The sequence below is a fragment of the Sphaerisporangium sp. NPDC051011 genome, assembly GCF_040653595.1.
Lineage (GTDB): Bacteria > Actinomycetota > Actinomycetes > Streptosporangiales > Streptosporangiaceae > Sphaerisporangium.
Genome location: NZ_JBFAGG010000033.1, coordinates 1 through 16,742, shown reverse-complemented (window position 1 = coordinate 16,742; position 16,742 = coordinate 1). Strand labels below are relative to the sequence as shown.

The window sequence follows — 16,742 nt, the reverse complement described above, 5'->3', positions numbered from 1 at the left end:
AAGGCACAACGAGCTGCCCGGTATTCACCAATCGTCTTCGTGCCCTGGTGCCGACAAATGGAGCCGCCGGCCCGTTGAGCACGTCCCTCCGGACGCTGACCGGTCAGGCACAGCCTGACCGGGGAGGGTGCCCGACGTCGCCTGGGCGCCGGGCGTGCTGGTAGCAGCATGCCACGGCATAACTACGATTCGCTAATCGAATCAGAAAGCCTGGTCGTGCCAGGGGGTGACGTCTTGTCCCACGGATAAATGACGGACAAACGATCAGAGGCCCGATCTCCGTTTCCGGAGACCGGGCCTCTGGCCTGGTGTTTCTCAGTAGCGGGGGCAGGATTTGAACCTGCGGCCTCTGGGTTATGAGCCCAGCGAGCTACCGAGCTGCTCCACCCCGCGTCGACATTTAGAATCTTACAGCCACCGGGGAGGTGCTCGCGCCCGTTTCCGCGTTCCCGGTGGCTTCGCGAGCTCCACGACTCCGGTGAGGCGCGCTCAGAGCCGGAGGGGGCGCCGTGATCGGGCGTCGGGCGCCGCTACGTCAGCGAGGTGCGGTGAGCCCTCGTCACGCGGGGAGGCAGCCGGTCATGCCGGCGACCTCGACGTTCGGCGACCGGCCGCGCAGCGTGACGGTGAAGGTGATGTCGAGCGAGTTCTTGCGCAGCACGCTGACGGTCACGCCGAACCGCGCGTCCGGGCCGTCGGCCTCCTGGTAGCCCATGGTGTGCAGCTCGGTGGCCAGCGCCGTCGCCACGGCCGACGACTCCGTGCCAGGGGCCAGGTCGCCCGTGATGGTGTAGAGGCCGCGGCGGGTTCCGGGCACGCAGCCCGAGGCGTCGTCGCCGGTTCGGACGTTCTTGCCGCTCAGCTCGATGCGGCTCAGCGCGGCGCCGTCCTCGCGGAGCACCCCCGCGGCCTCCCCGTGAGCGGGCGCGGGCGCGCACCCGGCCGCCGCCAGCCCCGCCACCAGCGCGCACATCACGAAACGTCGCATTCCGGCCACTCTACCCATGAGCCGATCAAGCGGCGCGCCGGTCCGGCGATCACTCCGGACGCCGGATCATGGCGGCGAGGGCGGGGGAGTACTCCAGCCCCGAGCCTGGGGACGGGGCCGTCCGGTCCTCGCGGCCCGCGGCCATCCAGGAGAACTGGCCGGGGAAGTGCTCGGTGAAGATGGGGTGGTCGCCCGGGATGGGCCAGGTGTCGACGTCCTGCCCGGCGCGCTGGACGATCCAGACCGGCATGGGCGCGCGCACCGCGAGCAGGCCGCGGTGCAGGGACAGCCGCTCGTCGCTCGCCCACCGCCCGGGCCGCACGTCGCGGCAGTCCACCGCGAGATACCGCCGCCGCTCGCCGGCCACCGCGGGCCACTCGCTGCGCAGGAACTCGTAGGCGACCAGCACGTCCCGCAGCTCGGTCGCGTCCGTGCGCCTGCTCGCGCCGAGGTCGGGCAGGCGCCGGAACAGGTGCACGTCCAGGGCGGTCTGCTCGGCGCCGTACCCCCACGGCAGCCGCACGGCCGGCTCGGTCCCCCCGGTCAGTGCCTGGAGCTCCCGGAAGATCGAGCGGTACGCCTGCCAGCCCTCCGGATGGCCGGTCGGCGCGGGCCCAGGGAAGTGCGCGTCGCCCAGCAGGAACTCGGTGACGAACCGGTTGGTCAGGTCGGCGTCGGCGAGCAGCGTGTTGATGACGCGCAGCGCCCCGCTCGCCCGCAGGATCGCCGCCTGCCAGGCCGGGCGCGGGCCCGGCGTCCAGACCGGCACCTTGTACGGCGGCGGGCGCCGGGCGGGCACGGCGCCGGTGAGCGCCGGACGGGGGCGGTGGTCGCGGGCGGAGTGGGCGGCGTCGAGCGCGGCGAGGTCGCCCGGGCCGAGGTCCAGCACCCACCGCTCGGCCAGGAAGTCCGCCCGCTCGACCAGGTAGTGGGTGAGCTCGGCCTCACGCAGGCACCAGGCGGACTTCTCGTAGCCCGCCGAGCGCACCCGGACGATCGCGGGCGTCGCGCCGAACAGCCCCCACACCATGCCGGTGTTGGTCTCCCAGGACGGGACGTACGTGGCGTCGATGGCGCACCGGCCCGAGGACCACAGGTCCGTCCGGCTCAGCGCCGACTTGGTGTCGCTCGACCGGTGGCTGATGCCGAGGACGCGGCGCGGCCAGTCGGGCTTGAGCGCGTTGAACGCGAAGCAGGCGAGGTCGCGGGGCCGCACGTGTTCCCATTCGTGCGTGGTGGCGTCCTCCAGCCACGCCATCGCCTTCAGGGTCAGAAGCCAGCGCCGCGCGACCCCGAGGGCCGTCATGCCGAGCCGCCGGTCGCGCGCCTCGACCGTCCGCAGCAGGCCCTCGACGAGCGGCGGGTGGCGCATGAGGCGCGCGGCCGTCCGCGACGCCTCGCGCACGTCGGCGAGGTCCAGGTCGTGGCTCAGCCACGCCCAGTGCTCGCGCCAGCCTTCCCCCTGGCCCATCCTGACGTCCGCCGCGTCGGGGAAGGCCAGGCGGCCGTCGGGGGACGTGCGCAGGTTGTACAGCAGGTCGAGGTACTTCTCGGCGAACTGGTTGGCCGACGCCCACGAGACGGGCAGGTTGACCCGGCGTGGCGTCTCCAGCCGGGCGGCCGTGGCCGCGGCGAGCGCGTCGTGGCCGGACCCGGCGCTGAGCACGACCTCGCGCAGCAACGGCCCGACCGCGCAGCCCAGCCAGGCACGGACGTGCTGCGCCCGCGCCGCGGCGGCCTCGCCCGGGCCCGCCACGGCCTCCTCCCGGAGGAAGGCCGCCACCGCCTCGCCCGGGTCGCCGGGAACGTTCCCGGCCGCCTCCCAGGGCCCGGCGAGCGCCTGCGGGCGGGTGCGCCGCGCCGAGGAGGCGAAGACGTCCAGCAGGCCCGCCAGGTCCGCGGACGGCCACTCGTCGATGCCGTCCGGCGGGATCCAGGAGGGGACCATCCCGGACGCGGTGGTGCGTGTGCCGCGCGCCAGCCACGGGTCTGACGTCCAGTCCGTCGGGTAGGCGACGGCCTCGTTGCGCGGCTCGCGCATCGCGTCGCGCGTCTCGGCCCAGGTGCCCGCGACCGGTCCCGGCGCGGAGCCGGCGGACACCCCGAGGGCGTCCGCCAGCCAGGACAGGGAGGCGGCCGATTCGTTCCGCTCCCGTCCACTCGCGCGAGAACGGACCATGGGCGCCATTATCCGTGGTGGCAGCGGATGCGACGGCCTGGGGGCGGGGGTGAACCCGCCCCCGTTCGCGGCGCCGGTCAGTCCTTGGCCCAGATGGCGGCGTAGCGACCGTCCTCGGCGTCCACCTGGACGGGGTGGTACCCCTCGGCCTTCAGGCGGTCGAACCGGCTCTGGTACGCCGCGGCGGACATGGCGGCGTACGCCTGCCACGGGCCGAGGTCGTCCTTGCGCCAGGCGGCGGTGTAGGTCTCGCCGGGGCCTACGGAGACCAGGATGGGCCGCTCGCCCTTCGCCCTGCGCGCCAGGAACTCGGCCTGGTACTCGGCCGCGGTCTTCCCCACGGTGAGGGACGTGCCGCCGGTGGACCCATGCGCCCACACCGCGGCGTAGCGCGGTTCGGCGGCGGTGCCGTAGGCGTTGACGGTGATGAGCCGGCGGCCGGCCTGGATCTGCGCGGCGTGCACGGTGGCGAGACGGCTTCCGGTGAGGCCGTGCCGGGCCAGGAAGGCGCCGTCCGCCTTCTCGAAGACGGCCGCGAACGTCGCGCCGCCGCCGCTGCCGGTGGCGGACACGATCGCCGGCCGGTACCCCTTGGCGGTGTACTGGTCGAAGCGCTGCTGGTAGCCGTTCGGGGACATCCCCTGATACAGCGCCCACGCGGAGCCGGGCCGCCTGGTCCAGACGGCCGCGTACCGGGGGCCGCCCGGCTCGGACACGCTGAGCGAGATGGGACGGTACCCCTGCTTGACGAGGGCGGGGAAGCGCTGGGACTGCTGGGCGGCGCTGATCCCGTGGTAGGCGACGAACGCGGGGGCCGTCGGGGGCTTTCCCGCGCTCGCGGCGTGCGCGGTCGGCGCGCCGATCGGAACGGCGGTCGCGGCAAGCGCGGCGGCGGCGACGGCGATCGTGGTCGTGACGCGCATGATCCTCCTCCTGGGCTGTCGGCGGTACTTCACGGAAACCGCCGACGCTAACAAGGCAAGATCCCCTAACGTCGGTGTGGCGGCGTACGATGACCGGCACCATAACTAGAATTTGATTCGGATTGACGGTGAGACCATGCGCATCGGGCTTTTCCTCGACGAGCCCTCGGGACCGGACGCGATCGCCAAGCTGGAGGATCGGATCGCCCGCGCGGCCGCGGACGGCTTCGCGACGGCGTGGGTCTCCAACATCTTCGGGCTCGACGCCCTGACCGCCCTCGCCGCCGCCGGAAGCCGGGTGCCCGGCATCGAGCTCGGCACGGCCGTCGTCCCCACCTACCCCCGCCACCCCGCCGTGCTCGCCCAGCAGGCCCTCACCACCGACGCCGCGCTCGGCGGACGCCTCGCGCTCGGCATCGGCCTCAGCCACAAGGTCGTCGTCGAGAACATGTACGGGTACGACTTCGCCAGGCCGGCCCGGCACATGCGCGAGTACCTGTCGGTGCTGCGCCCCCTGCTGCGCGGTGAGCGGGCCGACGTCGACGGCGAGACCGTGACGGCGCACGTCGAGCTCGGCACCCCGAGGGCGGGCGAGGTGCCCGTGCTGCTCGCCGCGCTCGCGCCCCGCATGCTGCGCCTGGCCGGCGAGGTCGCCGACGGCACCGTGCTGTGGATGACCGGCCCCAAGACCGTCGCCGGCCACATCGTCCCGGCCATCACCGAGGCCGCGCGCGACGTGGGGCGCCCGGCTCCACGCGTCGTCTGCGGGCTGCCGGTCGCGGTCACCGGCGACGTCTCCGCCGTGCGGGCGCGGGCCGACGAGGTGCTGGCCATGTACGGTCAGCTCCCGTCCTACCGGGCGATGCTCGACCGCGAGGGCGCCGAGGGCCCGGGCGACGTCGTCGTGGCGGGCGACGAGGACGAGGTCCGCGCCCAGATCGAGGCGTTCGCCGCCGCGGGCGTCACCGACTTCGCGGCCTCGGTGTTCGCCACCGGCGACGACGTCGCGCGCACCCGGAAGCTGCTCGCCTCCCTGATCGGGTGAGCCCGTCCCCGCCGCTCCGGCTCGCCGTGGTGAGGGGCGTCAGCTCATGGTGTTGCCGCCGTTGACGGCGAGCCGCTGCCCGGTGATGAACCGCGCCCCGGGCGAGGCGAGGAACGCGACCGCCTCGGCCACGTCCGCGGGCACGCCCATGCGGCCGAGCGGCAGCGCGCGCTGATACTCGGTGGTGTCCTCGCCCTCGTGGCGTTCGACCGGGATCCAGCCGGGTTCGACGGTGTTGACCGTGATGCCCAGCGGGCCGAGCTCCCGGGCCCACGACCTGGTGAGCCCGTGCATGGCCGCCTTCGCCGAGACGTAGTGGCCGAAGTCGGCGTTGCCCAGGTCGGTGACCTCGCTGCCGATGTTGATCACGCGCCCCTCGCCGTCGGCCCGCAGGTCGGGCAGGGCGGCCTGCAGGAGCAGCAGCGGGGCCTTGACGAAGAAGCGGAGCTGGTCCAGGTGGTCGTGCCAGGTCTGCTTCTCGATCGGCATCATGGGCTGCGGGCCGGTGGCGTTGTTGACCACGACGCCGATCGGGCCGGCGTTCTCGCGGATCTCGGCGACGCCGCGCCGCACCGCCTCCTCGTCGGTCACGTCGAACCGCGCGACGTACGCCGCGTCGCCGATGCGGCGCGCCACGGCGTTCGCCCCCTCGGTGTCGTTGGCGTAGTTCACGACGACCTTCCAGCCGTCGGCTGCCAGCCGCTCGGCGATGACCGCGCCGAGCCCGCGCGACGCCCCGGTGACGAGTGCGCATCCCATGTGCCCGTCCTCTCCGCGATGGGGCCTCCAATCTTCGCCTATTTCCCGACTAATCCGCCTGATCGTCTCGGGCGCCGCTCACCTTAGCGAGGGAGTCCCGCGAGGACGTGCCCGTCACGGGAGGCGGCACCGCCCGGCGGCGGCGCACGTGCCGGACGATCTCGGTCGTCACCGCGATGGTCACCGCGACCGTGAAGCCGAGCAGCAGCCCCTTGATCGGGTCGTTCTCGAAGGCCATGCCGCCGAGGTAGCCGACCAGCCCCGAGTACAGCGCCCAGGAGCCCGCGGCCAGCGCGTCGAAGGGGGTGAACGACCGCAGCGGGTACCTGACCCCGCCCATCGTCAGCGTCACGGCCGTACGGCCGCCGGGGATGTAGCGGGCGATGACCAGCACCATTCCGCCGCGCTCGGCCAGGGCCTTGGACGCCCAGTCGAAGGCCGCGCCCGCACGCCTGCCACGCCGGAGGCGTCCGACCGAGTGTCGGCCGATCAGGTACGAGATGTGGTCGCCCGCGAAGGCTCCGAGCGCCGCGACCAGGATCACCAGCGCCAGGTTGGGCTTGCCGGTGGCCGCGAACACGCCCGCGGTGATCACGGCCGTCTCGCTCGGCACCGCGGGGAAGAACCCGTCGACCGCGGCGAGCGCGAACAGGGCCAGGTAGACCCAGGGAGAGGTCATGACGTTGTTCAGCAGGTCGAGCAGGGCTTGGGACATGTGTCCACGTTAGAAATGCCCGTCAAAGGCGCGCTTCCTCCGGAGGTCTCGCCTGCCCCTGGCTTTAGTCAGGGTTCGCCACCTGTGCACCCGTAGGGGATGGGACCGGCCCGTCACCCGGCCGTGAGCGCCTGGGGACGCGGCGTGTCGGCGTGGAGGCGGCGCAGGACGCGACGGAACGCGTAGATCGAGATGCCGATGGCCACGCCGCTGATGGCCGCGACGACGGCGGTGCGCACCAGCAGGTAGGTGCCGATCGACTGGTGCAGGAGCAGCCAGATGCTGACCGCCGAGTTGGCCAGCAGCACGAAGGCCCACAGCAGCGTGATGCGCGCGAAGAACCGCCGCACCCGCTCGTGCCGCAGCACGGCCGAGGGCAGGTGGATGTAGTCGAGGGTCAGCTTCTGGACCAGCGGCCTGTTCAGCCGGACCGAGGCGAGGAACGCCATGCTGATGCAGATCGTGCCGAGCTCGGGTTGCAGGAAGTACACCACGGCGCTGCCCGTCCACCAGCCCACCGCGGCCCTGGCGGTGATGGCGATGGCGGCGAGCAGCATCGTGCCGGGAACCGGGCGCCTGCGGACCACCCGCCAGAGCACCCCGGCGTACACCCAGGACACGGCGGCGATCAGCGCCCCGTCCAGCCCGAGCAGGGCGAGGGCCGTGTAGAAGACGGCCAGCGGGGCCACCACCCCTTCCAGCAGCTTCGGCACGGCCTGCCGGAGCAGTGCGGTGATCCTGGGAAGGGTGAAGGACGGGTGGTTCATGGTTCTCCCACGGACGGCGGCTGAGACCGACGCTAAGGCTTCGGCGCCTGCCCGGGGAGGGGAACGACAAAACTGGCAGTCAATGCCAAATTGCCGTTATCAGGGCCGGAGATGTCTAATATGGGCGATATCCGGCATGGCCGGAAAGGGTCCAGTCAGTGGATCACTGGTGACGCTGCGGTTATGACGGAGATCCTCCGGGTGATTGAACTTTGGATAACAGTTCGGGAACGGGGGGTTTCCGGACGACGTTCGGCCCGCGAGCATGAGGCTATGGCAGTGCTCTCACGCACGCATGTTCGGTCGGCTGGGTGCGTGGCCGATGTCGCGGTCGAATTGACGCGATGGCCCGACCTGGTCGTCAGTCGTACCCGTAAGTCAATCCGATTCCGCTCCGGGGGCCGCGAGATCATCCGCATGTCGGGCGATCACACGGCCGAACTTCGTCTCACCACCCCCGTCATCGACCGCTGGGCGAAGGTCCTCGCCGAATCCAACCGTGTCACCCGCGGGCACAACGCGGGCTGGATCCGGGTCGAGATCGAGGACCGCACGGACGCCCAGATGTTCCTCTCACTGGTCAGCGTGGCCCTGAAGGCCAACCAGGAACGCGAGGCCGGCCACCGCTGAGGCGGTGGCCGGCTCGTTCCGCGCTTCTCTCAGTTCAGTTCTCAGCCCGGGTCAGTTCTCAGCCCAGGCTCGTGGTCGCCAGCTTGGCGCCGAAGCCGAGGAACAGCGCGCCCACCCCGGTCGTCAGCCCGGCCGACAACCTCCGCCGCCGCCTGAACTGGCCGGCCAGGTAGGACCCGCCGAAGATCAGCGTCGAGAGGTACATCATGCTGAAGAGCTGGCAGATCACCCCGAGGATCAGGAACGACAGCGCCGGCGCGCCGTAGTGCGGGTCCACGAACTGCACGAAGAATGAGATGAAGAACAGGATCGCCTTCGGGTTCAGCAGGCTGATCGTGAGCGCCTTCCTGAACGGGTCGGCGAGGTCGGCGACGGTCGCGGGGGCCTCGTCCTTTTCCGCCCGGCTCCGCCACGACCGCACCGCCGAGCGGATCATGCCGATGCCGATCCATGCGAGGTAGCCCGCGCCGGCGTACTTGACGAGGTTGAACAGCGGCGGCGTCGACTGGAGCAGCGAGGCGACCCCGGCCGCCGACAGGATCATGAGCACCGTGTCGCCGGTGAAGACGCCGGCGGCGGCGCGGTAGCCCGTCCGCACGCCGCGCCGGGCGCCGGTGCTGAGCACGTAGAGGGAGTTGGGGCCGGGAACGAGGATGATCAGGAAGGCGCCGATCACGTAGGTCCAGATGTTGGTGATGCCGAAGAACATGCCGCCGAGCTCCGTAGTCGCGAGGGATGTATCACGTTATACACGGCTTCATCGCTTTTCCCGTGGCCCGCGTCCCCCCTTTGGGTGACCGTCACAGGTACCAGAGGTCGCCGTACGCCTGCCGATACCCGAGCGTCCGGTACACCGCGTTCACCAGGGCCTGGCCGCGCTCGTTGACCCCGAGCCCCGCGCCCCGCAGGTTCATCGAGTAGCCGAAGGACAGGCGTGGCACCGGGTCGGCGAACCTCAGCGAGCCGCCCATGCCCGGGTGCCCGAACGCGTCCTCCGACAGCAGCCCTCGGCGTCGGGGCCGGTGAGGTACCCGTTGTCCACACCATTGAGGAAGCCTCGAACTCGTCCTGGACCTCGGCGTACCGGGCGTCACAGATGCCGTCAATCGCCATGTGAGCGACTGACCCACTCAATGATCCGCCGCGTCCATGGGGGCGTCGCGCTCACCGATCCGTTTACGTTCTGTGTGCCGCGGGGCGGCGCCCGTACCTCCCCAGGCGGGCGACTAGACCACCCTGCCGGGCTTGTCAGGAGTCGTCTGGCTGTCCGCAAACCATGGTGTTTGGGTCTTGTGGGCACGCTGTCGCGGGGCTACGATCGCGACAACTCTTAGGAAACTTTCCTAAAAGAAGTGACAAATGGAGGCGTCCGTGCCCCGCCATCCACCCCCGGCTTCTTCGAGCTGAGCTGCGCGAACCCGGCGGCGTGAGCCACCGCGCCCCGTCCCCGCCGCCGACCCCTCCCGACGTACGTGCACCGGTCACCCCTGCGTTCGAGACATCCGGCCGCCGGTACGGCACCCGTCCGCCGCACCGGCCCGGTGAGAAGCCGGCCAGGGTGACGCTCCACGCCCAACGGCCGGAGCCCCTGACCGTACGGCCCGCACACGCCCGACCCCCCACGGAGTGTGCGGGCCGTACACCACCCCAGAAACTCCCCGTGCCCCGGCCCGCCCCTGGGGCGCGGGGCCCTGACCTCACTCCTCACCCCCCAGGAGGTCATGAATGAGACCGCGTCCCGCGACCTGGCTCCTCAGCGCGGCCGCGGCGGCCCTCGCCGTCGCCGCCGCGATCGCCGTCCCAGGGCCCGCCTACGCCGACACCGCCGTCTTCGCCAAGACGTCGAGCTGGGACAACGGGTACAACGGCCAGTTCACGATCACCAACACCGGCTCCACCACGCTCAACGGCTGGACCGTCGCCTTCGACCTGCCCGCGGGCACCACGGCCGGGACCTACTGGGACGCGCTCATGACCCAGTCGGGCTCCCGGTACACGTTCAAGAACCGCGAGTACAACGGCACGCTGGCGCCCGGCGCCTCGGCCACCTTCGGCTGGGTCGCGAGCGGCACCGGAGTCCCCGCCGCCTGCACGCTGAACGGCGCCTCCTGCGCAGGCGGCCCCGCGCCCACGCCGACGCCCACGCCGACGCCCACGCCTCCGGGCGGCGGCCCCGGCTCGCTGTTCCACGCCCCGTACGTCGACATGGGCGCGTGGCCCACCCCCAGCATCACCGGCATGAAGTCGGCCTCCGGGCTGAAGAACTTCACCCTGGCCTTCATCACCGCCTCCGCCTGCAAGGCCATGTGGTTCAACGCCTACGACCCGCGTCAGGCCTGGGGCAAGGCCGAGATCGACGCCATCCGCGCCGCCGGGGGCGACGTGAAGATCTCCTTCGGCGGCGCCTCCGGCATCGAGCTCGCCCAGGCGTGTACGGACGTCAACGCCCTGTTCACCGAGTACGACGCCGTCGTCAGGGCGTACGCGCTGAAGTACATCGACCTCGACATCGAGGGCGCCGCCACCGCCGAGCCGGCGTCGGTCAACCGCAGGTCTCAGGCGCTGGCCCGCCTGCAGCAGGCGCACCCCGACCTCAAGGTGTCCCTCACCCTGCCCGTGCTCCCCGAAGGCCTCACCACCGACGGGCTGAACGTGGTGAGGTCCGCGCGCGATGCCGGGGTGAACCTCGACGTCGTCAACGTCATGGCGATGGACTACTACCGCGCCATCGACTACGGCGACGCGGCCGTCCAGGCGGCGCAGAGCACGTTCAACCAGCTCAAGACCCTCTACCCCGGCAAGTCGGACGCCCAGGTCTGGCGGATGGTCGGGGTCACGCCGATGCTCGGCCAGAACGACGACGGCCGGATCTACGACCAGGCCGACGCCCGCCAGCTCGTGGAGTTCGCCAAGACCAAACACCTGGGCGAACTCGCCTTCTGGGAGATGACGCGCGACCGCAACGCCTGCACCGGAGCGCTGTACGCGTGCACCAACATCCCCCAGACGCCGTACGACTTCTCCAAGATCTTCGCGGGGTACAACGGATGACCTTCCTGTCACGCTCGTCAGGCCTCTCCCGCGCGGACGCCGCCCGTCCGCGCGCCGGCGGCTCACCGTTCACGCGCCGCCGGTCCCGCCTCGTGGCGGCATTCGCGGCGGCGGCGATCGCCCTCGGGCTCGCGGTGGTCCCGGCCACCGCGGCCCTGGCCGCCAACATCCTGCCCAACTCCGGCTTCGAGAGCGGCCTCAACGGCTGGACCTGCGCCTCGACCGCCCGCACGGTCACCACCCCCGTGCACGGGGGCACGTCCGCCCTGGAGGCCACGCCGGTCGGCTCCGACTACGCGCGCTGCTCGCAGGCGGTCAAGGTCAAGCCGTCCTCGTCGTACACCTTGTCGGGGTGGGTGAGGGGCGACTACATCTTCCTCGGCGCGCTCGGCACCGGCACCACCGACGTCAGCACCTGGGGCTCGCCCGGCGCGGCGTGGTCCCAGCTCACCACGTCCTTCACCACCGGGCCGTCCACGACGTCGGTGACGGTCTACGTCAACGGCTGGTACGGCACCGGCGCCTACAACGCCGACGACCTCGTGCTCGACGGCCCCGACGGCGGCGGCACCCCGCCGACCCCGCCCGCCACGCCCACCGGCCTCACCGTGACCGGGAAGACCGCCACCAGCGTCTCGCTGAGCTGGTCGGCGTCCTCGGGCGCGACCTCGTACAACGTGTACCAGGACGGGACGCGGGTGGGCACGCCCGCCGGAACCACCTTCACCGCCACCGGGCTCACCACCGGCACGACGTACCGCCTCTCGGTGAGCGCCTCGAACACGGCGGGCGAATCGGCCCGGTCCGCAGAGGTCACCGCGACGCCGTCCACCACACCGGTCCCGCCGCCCGTCCCCGCGGGCCTCATCGTGACCGGCACCACCACGACGAGCGTCTCGCTGAACTGGTCGGCATCATCCGGCGCGACCTCGTACAACGTGTACCGGGACGGGACGCGGGTGGGCACGCCCACCGGAACCACCTTCACCGCCACGGGCCTGACGAGCGGGACGACCTACCGCTTCTCGGTCAGTGCCTCCAACGCGAACGGCGAGTCCGCGCGGTCGGCCGAGGTCACCGCGACGCCGGGCAACCAGCCGCCCCCGCCCTCCTTGCCGAAGCGAGTGCTCGTGGGCTACCTCCACGCCTCCTTCGCCAACGGGTCCGGATACATCAAGATGAGTGACGTGCCCGACACCTGGGATGTCATCGACCTGGCCTTCGGCGAGCCGACCTCCGTCACCTCGGGCGACATCCGGTTCACCCGGTGCCCGGTCGCCGAGTGTCCCAACGTCGAGAGCGAGGCCGACTTCATCGCCGGCATCCGTGCCAAGCAGACGGCCGGCAAGAAGGTGCTCATCTCCATCGGCGGACAGTACGGCCAGGTGCAGCTCACCACGACCGCCGCCCGCGACACGTTCGTCAGCTCGGTGAGCGCGATCATCGACAAGTACGGCCTCGACGGGCTCGACATCGACTTCGAGGGCCACTCCCTGTCGCTCAACTCCGGCGACACCGACTTCAAGAACCCGACCACGCCGGTCGTCGTCAACCTCATCTCGGCGCTCAAGACGCTCAAGGCGAAGTACGGCAGCCGGTTCGTGCTCACCATGGCGCCCGAGACGTTCTTCGTCCAGCTCGGCTACCAGTTCTACGGTGGCGGGAGCAGCGGCGCCGACCCGCGCGCGGGCGCGTACCTGCCGGTGATCTACGCCATGCGCAACGATCTGACACTGCTCCACGTGCAGGACTACAATTCGGGTCCGATCACGGGGCTGGACAACCAGTACCACACGATGGGCGACTCGGACTTCCACATCGCCATGACCGACATGCTGCTCGCGGGCTTCCCGGTCGCGGGCAACACCGCGAACGTCTTCCCCGCGCTGCGTCCCGACCAGGTCGCCATCGGCCTGCCCGCCGCGGTGTACGCCGGCAACGGCTTCACCTCGGTGGCGGACGTCCAGAAGGCATTCGACTGCCTGGCCAAGGGCACCAACTGCGGCTCCTACCGGCCGCGCGGGGTGTACCCGGGGCTGCGCGGGCTCATGACGTGGTCCATCAACTGGGACAAGTACAACGCCTCGGAGTTCTCCACCAACCACCGCCGCTACCTCAACTCACTGCCGTGACGCACACCGACCACTCGATCGTCGCCCTCCGGAGTCAAAACACTTCTTTGTGTGAGCAATTCTGGATGGATGGTGGCAATTTTCGTACCCGAGTGGTCGGTTTGGTCTGGCTTCCGGCAGGCTAGTGACGTCATGGACTACGCAATCCTCACGGGGTTCGTCCTCGTCTCAGGTGTCGTGCTGGCGATCGCCGCACAGTGGAAGGGCTGGAAACCGTCTCTCGCCGTCGCTCTGGCGGTCGGGATCGGCGTCCGCGTCCTCATCATGTCGCTGTCGGCGGTCGACACCTGGCAGCCGGTCGACTTCGTGAACAGCTTCAAACCGGCGGGCGAGGCCATCCTCGCCCACCAGGATCCCGTGCTGAATAGCAAGGGAGGCTGGCACTTCCTGCCGACGATTCCGTACATCTATGGACTGCTCCTCTGGATGCACATCCCCTGGGAGATCGCCGGCCGGCTCGTCACCGTGGTCTCCGACATCATCCTGATCCCGCTGGTCGGCAAGCTGGCCGGCGGGAAGGACGCCAAACTGCGCGCCTTCCAGTACGCGTGCAACCCGCTGGCCATCCTGGTCGCGTCCGTTCACGGCCAGGTCGAGCCGGTGTCCCTGGTGTTCGGCGTCGCCGCCTTCGTCGTCGCCAGGAACGCCAGGACCTCCCGGCCCGTCCGCAACGCGATCATCGCCGGCCTCCTCATGGGCCTCGCGCTCTGCGCCAAGAGCTGGCCGATCTGGCTGGTCCCCGGCATGCTGTTCTTCCTGCCCGACCTGCGCACCCGCGCGTACGCCTTCTTCGCCACGGGCGTGGCGCCCATCTTCTTCCTCGTCACGCTGCCCATCGGCGCGGGCACGTCCCTCGCTCAGCTCCCCGAGGTCATCCGCACCATCGGCGACGTCCGCCCGATCGTCGGAGAATGGGGATGGACGGCGATCTACGTCGGCGGCGACTGGACGCTGAACTCCGGCGCCGCGCGCATCGGCCAGTACATGATCTACGGCACGCTGCTCATCGTCGCCTTCGTGTGGCGCCGCGCCGACCCCATCGACCTCACCACGGCCCTCCTGCTCGCCTTCATGGTGGTCACCCCGCGGCTGGGCGCGCAGTACCTGCTGTGGTTCATGCCGTTCCTCGTCGCCCGGCCCACGCGGTTCGCCTGGCCCGTCATCATCGGGTGCTCCACCTGGGCGGCCATCGGATATTTGTATCTGACCCAGTTCGACCATCTGGGCTGGGCGAGGCTTCACGCGCCGTGGGCGATGAGCTCGGTGCTCCTGCTGCCGGTCCTGGTCGCCGCCTTGCCCTGGGGTTCACGCCTCAAGGGGGCGCCGCCGTCCCCGACCTCCGGCAAGGTTTCGTCCGAGCCGGTGGCGGCCGCGGTCTGAGGCTCCTGGAGCTCTACGCCGGTCCGGGCTCCAGCAGCCGTGCCATCGGCACTCCGGCCAGGCGCCTGACGTCCTTCGCCATGTGCGCCTGGTCCGCGTAGCCGCTCGCGGCCGCGACGTCGGCCAGCCGCAGCCCCGACCTCGCCAGCGTCAGCGCCCGCTGGAAACGCACCACCCGCTGCAGGACCTTCGGCCCGTACCCGAACGCGCGCACGCAACGCCGGTTCAACTGCCGCTCGCTCAGCCCGAGATCCCAGGCCACACTGCCGACCGCCGCCCCCCGCCTCAGCGCCGCCGCGATCGGGCCCGCCGCCGCGTCCTGCTCGGGGGTGCCGCGCAGGAGTTCGGCCGTCGCCCGCTGCAGATCGTCCGGACCGCGCACCTCGACGCCCGGGAGGTCCGCGAGCGGCACCCGCTGATCGCGCAGCCACTCGACCGGCACCCCGAAGACCCCGCCCACCGCTCCAGGACGGAACCGCAGGCCGGTGAACCGCTCGCCCGGCCGCAGCTCGGCCAGGAACGGGCCCGTGTCGGGACCCGCGACGTGCGGGCCGTCCGGCCCCCAGATCAGGTCGACGCACCCGTCCGGCACCACGCGCTGCACCAGCGGGGACCTGGCCTCTTGCACCCACAGGCAGGCCACCTGTCCCGCCAGCGCCGGATCGGGCGCCGACTCCACGTACACAGGCCCAGCCTAGGAGGACACTCAGGAGGACCGGTCAATCCCGGGGGATCTCGCCGGACAACAGCGCGCCCGACCACTTCGCCCCCGGATCGCTGTCGATCAGCAGCGCGCGCACCAGCAGCGTGAGCGGAATCGCGAGCAACGCCCCGAGCGGTCCCAGCACCGTCGTCCAGATGATCAGGGAGAGGAACGTGGCCGTCGTCGTCAGTCCCACGGCGTCGCCCAGGAACTTCGGCTGGATGAACGACTGCACCACGACGTTGATCACCATGTAGGCGACGACCACCAGCACAAGCTGGCGGACGCCCCCTGTCAGCAGCGCGAGCAGGGCCGGCGGTATCAGGCCGACCACGAACCCGATGTTGGGGATGTAGTTCGTGATCAACGCCAGCACGCCCCACAGAAGCGGCAGCGGCACACGCAGCAGGTACAGCGCGACGACGTCGAGGGCGGCGCAGATCAGCCCGAAGATGGTCGAGACCAGGATGTAACGGCGCGTCTTGCTCGCGAACGTCGTCAATGCGCGGGTCAGCGCCGGACGTTCCGCCGAGGCCGCCGCCATCACGCGCGAGATGATCGGCGCGTCCAGGCTCATCGCCAGCAGCAGCACGACGATGAGGAACACGCTGGAGACCACCCCGAGCACGCCGGACAGCAGGCCCTGCGCGAACTCCAGGATCTTCCCCGGGTCGAGCGACTGCAGTGCCTTGTTCACCTGAGGAGCGACGCCGTGCGCCGCCGCCCACGCCTGCGCGTCGGCCACCAGCCTGCGGAACTCGTCGGTGTAGTCGGGGACCAGCACCGCCAGCTCGGCGACCGCGGCGGTCAGCGTCGCCACCATGCCGAGCAACAGGACCATGACGATCGTGAACGGGACGGCGACCACGACCCAGGCGGGCGCGCGCCGGCGGGTGAGCCACCTCCGGATCGGGGAGACCGCGATCGTGAGGACGAGCGCCAGGACGACGGGGCCGGCGATCGCGTCGACGGCCTTGATGCCCGCCAGCGTGATGACGGCCGCCGCCGCGACGAGCAGTGTGATCAGGGCTCGGGGTAGCGCTCGATCGCTCACATGTGCCTCGATCCGTTCGGGAACATCTTCAGATGTACCGCTGTTGGCACTTCTACTGCCCTCAGGACCTGAAGCCTCTACCCGATCGTTGCCCGGAATGGATCGAGCGCCCGTTGGGGGCTGCTAATCTTTTGTTGTCGGCATCGACCGGCCAATCCCACCGCAGTTCACCTTCGGGTGAGTGACGCGCGGGCATGGCCAGCAGTGCCGGTGATCCTCTCTAAAAGATCTTCCAAGCTTCGCTTGTCATGTGGGGCGGGTTGGTCTAAGTTAGAGGGGTTGCCCTGGAGACAGGGTGTCATAGTTTAGCAGTTGCGGTGAATTTGGATCGAATCGCTCGATTTGGTCGAAATTCACGGAGCTGATAAAGTATGAATACGAGATGGAAGCCCCGGAGTTCGGATCCCTGGTCGGGT

At 70.7% G+C, this 16,742-nt stretch carries 15 protein-coding genes and 1 tRNA gene; 5 read left to right on the top strand and 11 right to left on the bottom strand.

Annotated elements, in window-relative coordinates; genetic code table 11:
- Positions 1-319: 319 nt before the first annotated feature.
- The 4 genes from AB0H21_RS40145 to AB0H21_RS40130 form a co-directional block, all read right to left on the bottom strand.
- Positions 320-393: transfer RNA gene (locus AB0H21_RS40145), tRNA-Met, on the bottom strand.
- Positions 394-559: 166 nt separating this feature from the next.
- Positions 560-988, bottom strand: coding sequence for a hypothetical protein (locus AB0H21_RS40140; RefSeq protein WP_358527161.1), 429 nt, complete (start codon positions 986-988; stop codon positions 560-562).
- Between the two features lie 49 nt (positions 989-1,037).
- The gene (locus AB0H21_RS40135) at positions 1,038-3,167 is read right to left on the bottom strand and encodes a hypothetical protein (RefSeq protein WP_358527160.1); all 2,130 of its coding nucleotides are present in this window, start codon (positions 3,165-3,167) and stop codon (positions 1,038-1,040) included.
- A 77-nt stretch (positions 3,168-3,244) separates the two neighbouring features.
- Positions 3,245-4,090, bottom strand: coding sequence for a hypothetical protein (locus tag AB0H21_RS40130; protein ID WP_358527158.1), 846 nt, complete (start codon positions 4,088-4,090; stop codon positions 3,245-3,247).
- A gap of 136 nt (positions 4,091-4,226) precedes the next feature.
- Here AB0H21_RS40130 and AB0H21_RS40125 point away from each other — a divergent pair, with 136 nt between their 5' ends.
- The gene (locus AB0H21_RS40125; RefSeq protein WP_358527157.1) at positions 4,227-5,135 is read left to right on the top strand and encodes an LLM class F420-dependent oxidoreductase; all 909 of its coding nucleotides are present in this window, start codon (positions 4,227-4,229) and stop codon (positions 5,133-5,135) included.
- A gap of 39 nt (positions 5,136-5,174) precedes the next feature.
- Here the strand turns inward: AB0H21_RS40125 and AB0H21_RS40120 are convergent, their stop codons facing one another.
- The 3 genes from AB0H21_RS40120 to AB0H21_RS40110 form a co-directional block, all read right to left on the bottom strand.
- The gene (locus tag AB0H21_RS40120; protein ID WP_358527156.1) at positions 5,175-5,894 is read right to left on the bottom strand and encodes an SDR family oxidoreductase; all 720 of its coding nucleotides are present in this window, start codon (positions 5,892-5,894) and stop codon (positions 5,175-5,177) included.
- A 49-nt stretch (positions 5,895-5,943) separates the two neighbouring features.
- Positions 5,944-6,609 carry a DedA family protein gene (locus tag AB0H21_RS40115; protein WP_358527154.1) on the bottom strand — a complete coding sequence of 222 codons (666 nt, stop codon included), beginning with the start codon at positions 6,607-6,609 and terminating at the stop codon, positions 5,944-5,946.
- Between the two features lie 113 nt (positions 6,610-6,722).
- On the bottom strand, positions 6,723-7,376 hold the full coding sequence (locus tag AB0H21_RS40110; protein WP_358527152.1) for a VC0807 family protein: 654 nt from the start codon (positions 7,374-7,376) through the stop codon (positions 6,723-6,725).
- 111 nt (positions 7,377-7,487) lie between these two features.
- Here AB0H21_RS40110 and AB0H21_RS40105 point away from each other — a divergent pair, with 111 nt between their 5' ends.
- Positions 7,488-8,006 carry a luciferase family protein gene (locus AB0H21_RS40105; RefSeq protein WP_358527151.1) on the top strand — a complete coding sequence of 173 codons (519 nt, stop codon included), beginning with the start codon at positions 7,488-7,490 and terminating at the stop codon, positions 8,004-8,006.
- A gap of 58 nt (positions 8,007-8,064) precedes the next feature.
- On the opposite strand, the gene leuE is transcribed toward AB0H21_RS40105, so the two are convergent.
- The gene (gene leuE / locus AB0H21_RS40100; protein ID WP_358527149.1) at positions 8,065-8,715 is read right to left on the bottom strand and encodes a leucine efflux protein LeuE; all 651 of its coding nucleotides are present in this window, start codon (positions 8,713-8,715) and stop codon (positions 8,065-8,067) included.
- A 91-nt stretch (positions 8,716-8,806) separates the two neighbouring features.
- Complete coding sequence (locus AB0H21_RS40095) at positions 8,807-8,977, bottom strand: hypothetical protein (protein ID WP_358527148.1); 171 nt, start codon at positions 8,975-8,977, stop codon at positions 8,807-8,809.
- Positions 8,978-9,731: 754 nt separating this feature from the next.
- Here AB0H21_RS40095 and AB0H21_RS40090 point away from each other — a divergent pair.
- The 3 genes from AB0H21_RS40090 (at position 9,732) to AB0H21_RS40080 (ending at position 14,569) form a co-directional block, all read left to right on the top strand.
- Complete coding sequence (locus AB0H21_RS40090) at positions 9,732-11,057, top strand: cellulose binding domain-containing protein (protein ID WP_358527146.1); 1,326 nt, start codon at positions 9,732-9,734, stop codon at positions 11,055-11,057.
- Positions 11,054-13,189: a glycoside hydrolase family 18 protein gene (locus AB0H21_RS40085; protein ID WP_358527144.1), complete on the top strand. Its 2,136-nt coding sequence runs from the start codon at positions 11,054-11,056 to the stop codon at positions 13,187-13,189. Before AB0H21_RS40090 ends, AB0H21_RS40085 begins: the two co-directional genes overlap by 4 nt.
- A gap of 132 nt (positions 13,190-13,321) precedes the next feature.
- Positions 13,322-14,569 carry a hypothetical protein gene (locus AB0H21_RS40080; RefSeq protein WP_358527143.1) on the top strand — a complete coding sequence of 416 codons (1,248 nt, stop codon included), beginning with the start codon at positions 13,322-13,324 and terminating at the stop codon, positions 14,567-14,569.
- A 13-nt stretch (positions 14,570-14,582) separates the two neighbouring features.
- On the opposite strand, the gene AB0H21_RS40075 is transcribed toward AB0H21_RS40080, so the two are convergent.
- On the bottom strand, positions 14,583-15,254 hold the full coding sequence (locus tag AB0H21_RS40075; protein ID WP_358527142.1) for a helix-turn-helix domain-containing protein: 672 nt from the start codon (positions 15,252-15,254) through the stop codon (positions 14,583-14,585).
- A 34-nt stretch (positions 15,255-15,288) separates the two neighbouring features.
- Positions 15,289-16,326, bottom strand: coding sequence for an AI-2E family transporter (locus tag AB0H21_RS40070; protein ID WP_358527141.1), 1,038 nt, complete (start codon positions 16,324-16,326; stop codon positions 15,289-15,291).
- Between the last annotated feature and the right edge of the window lie 416 nt (positions 16,327-16,742).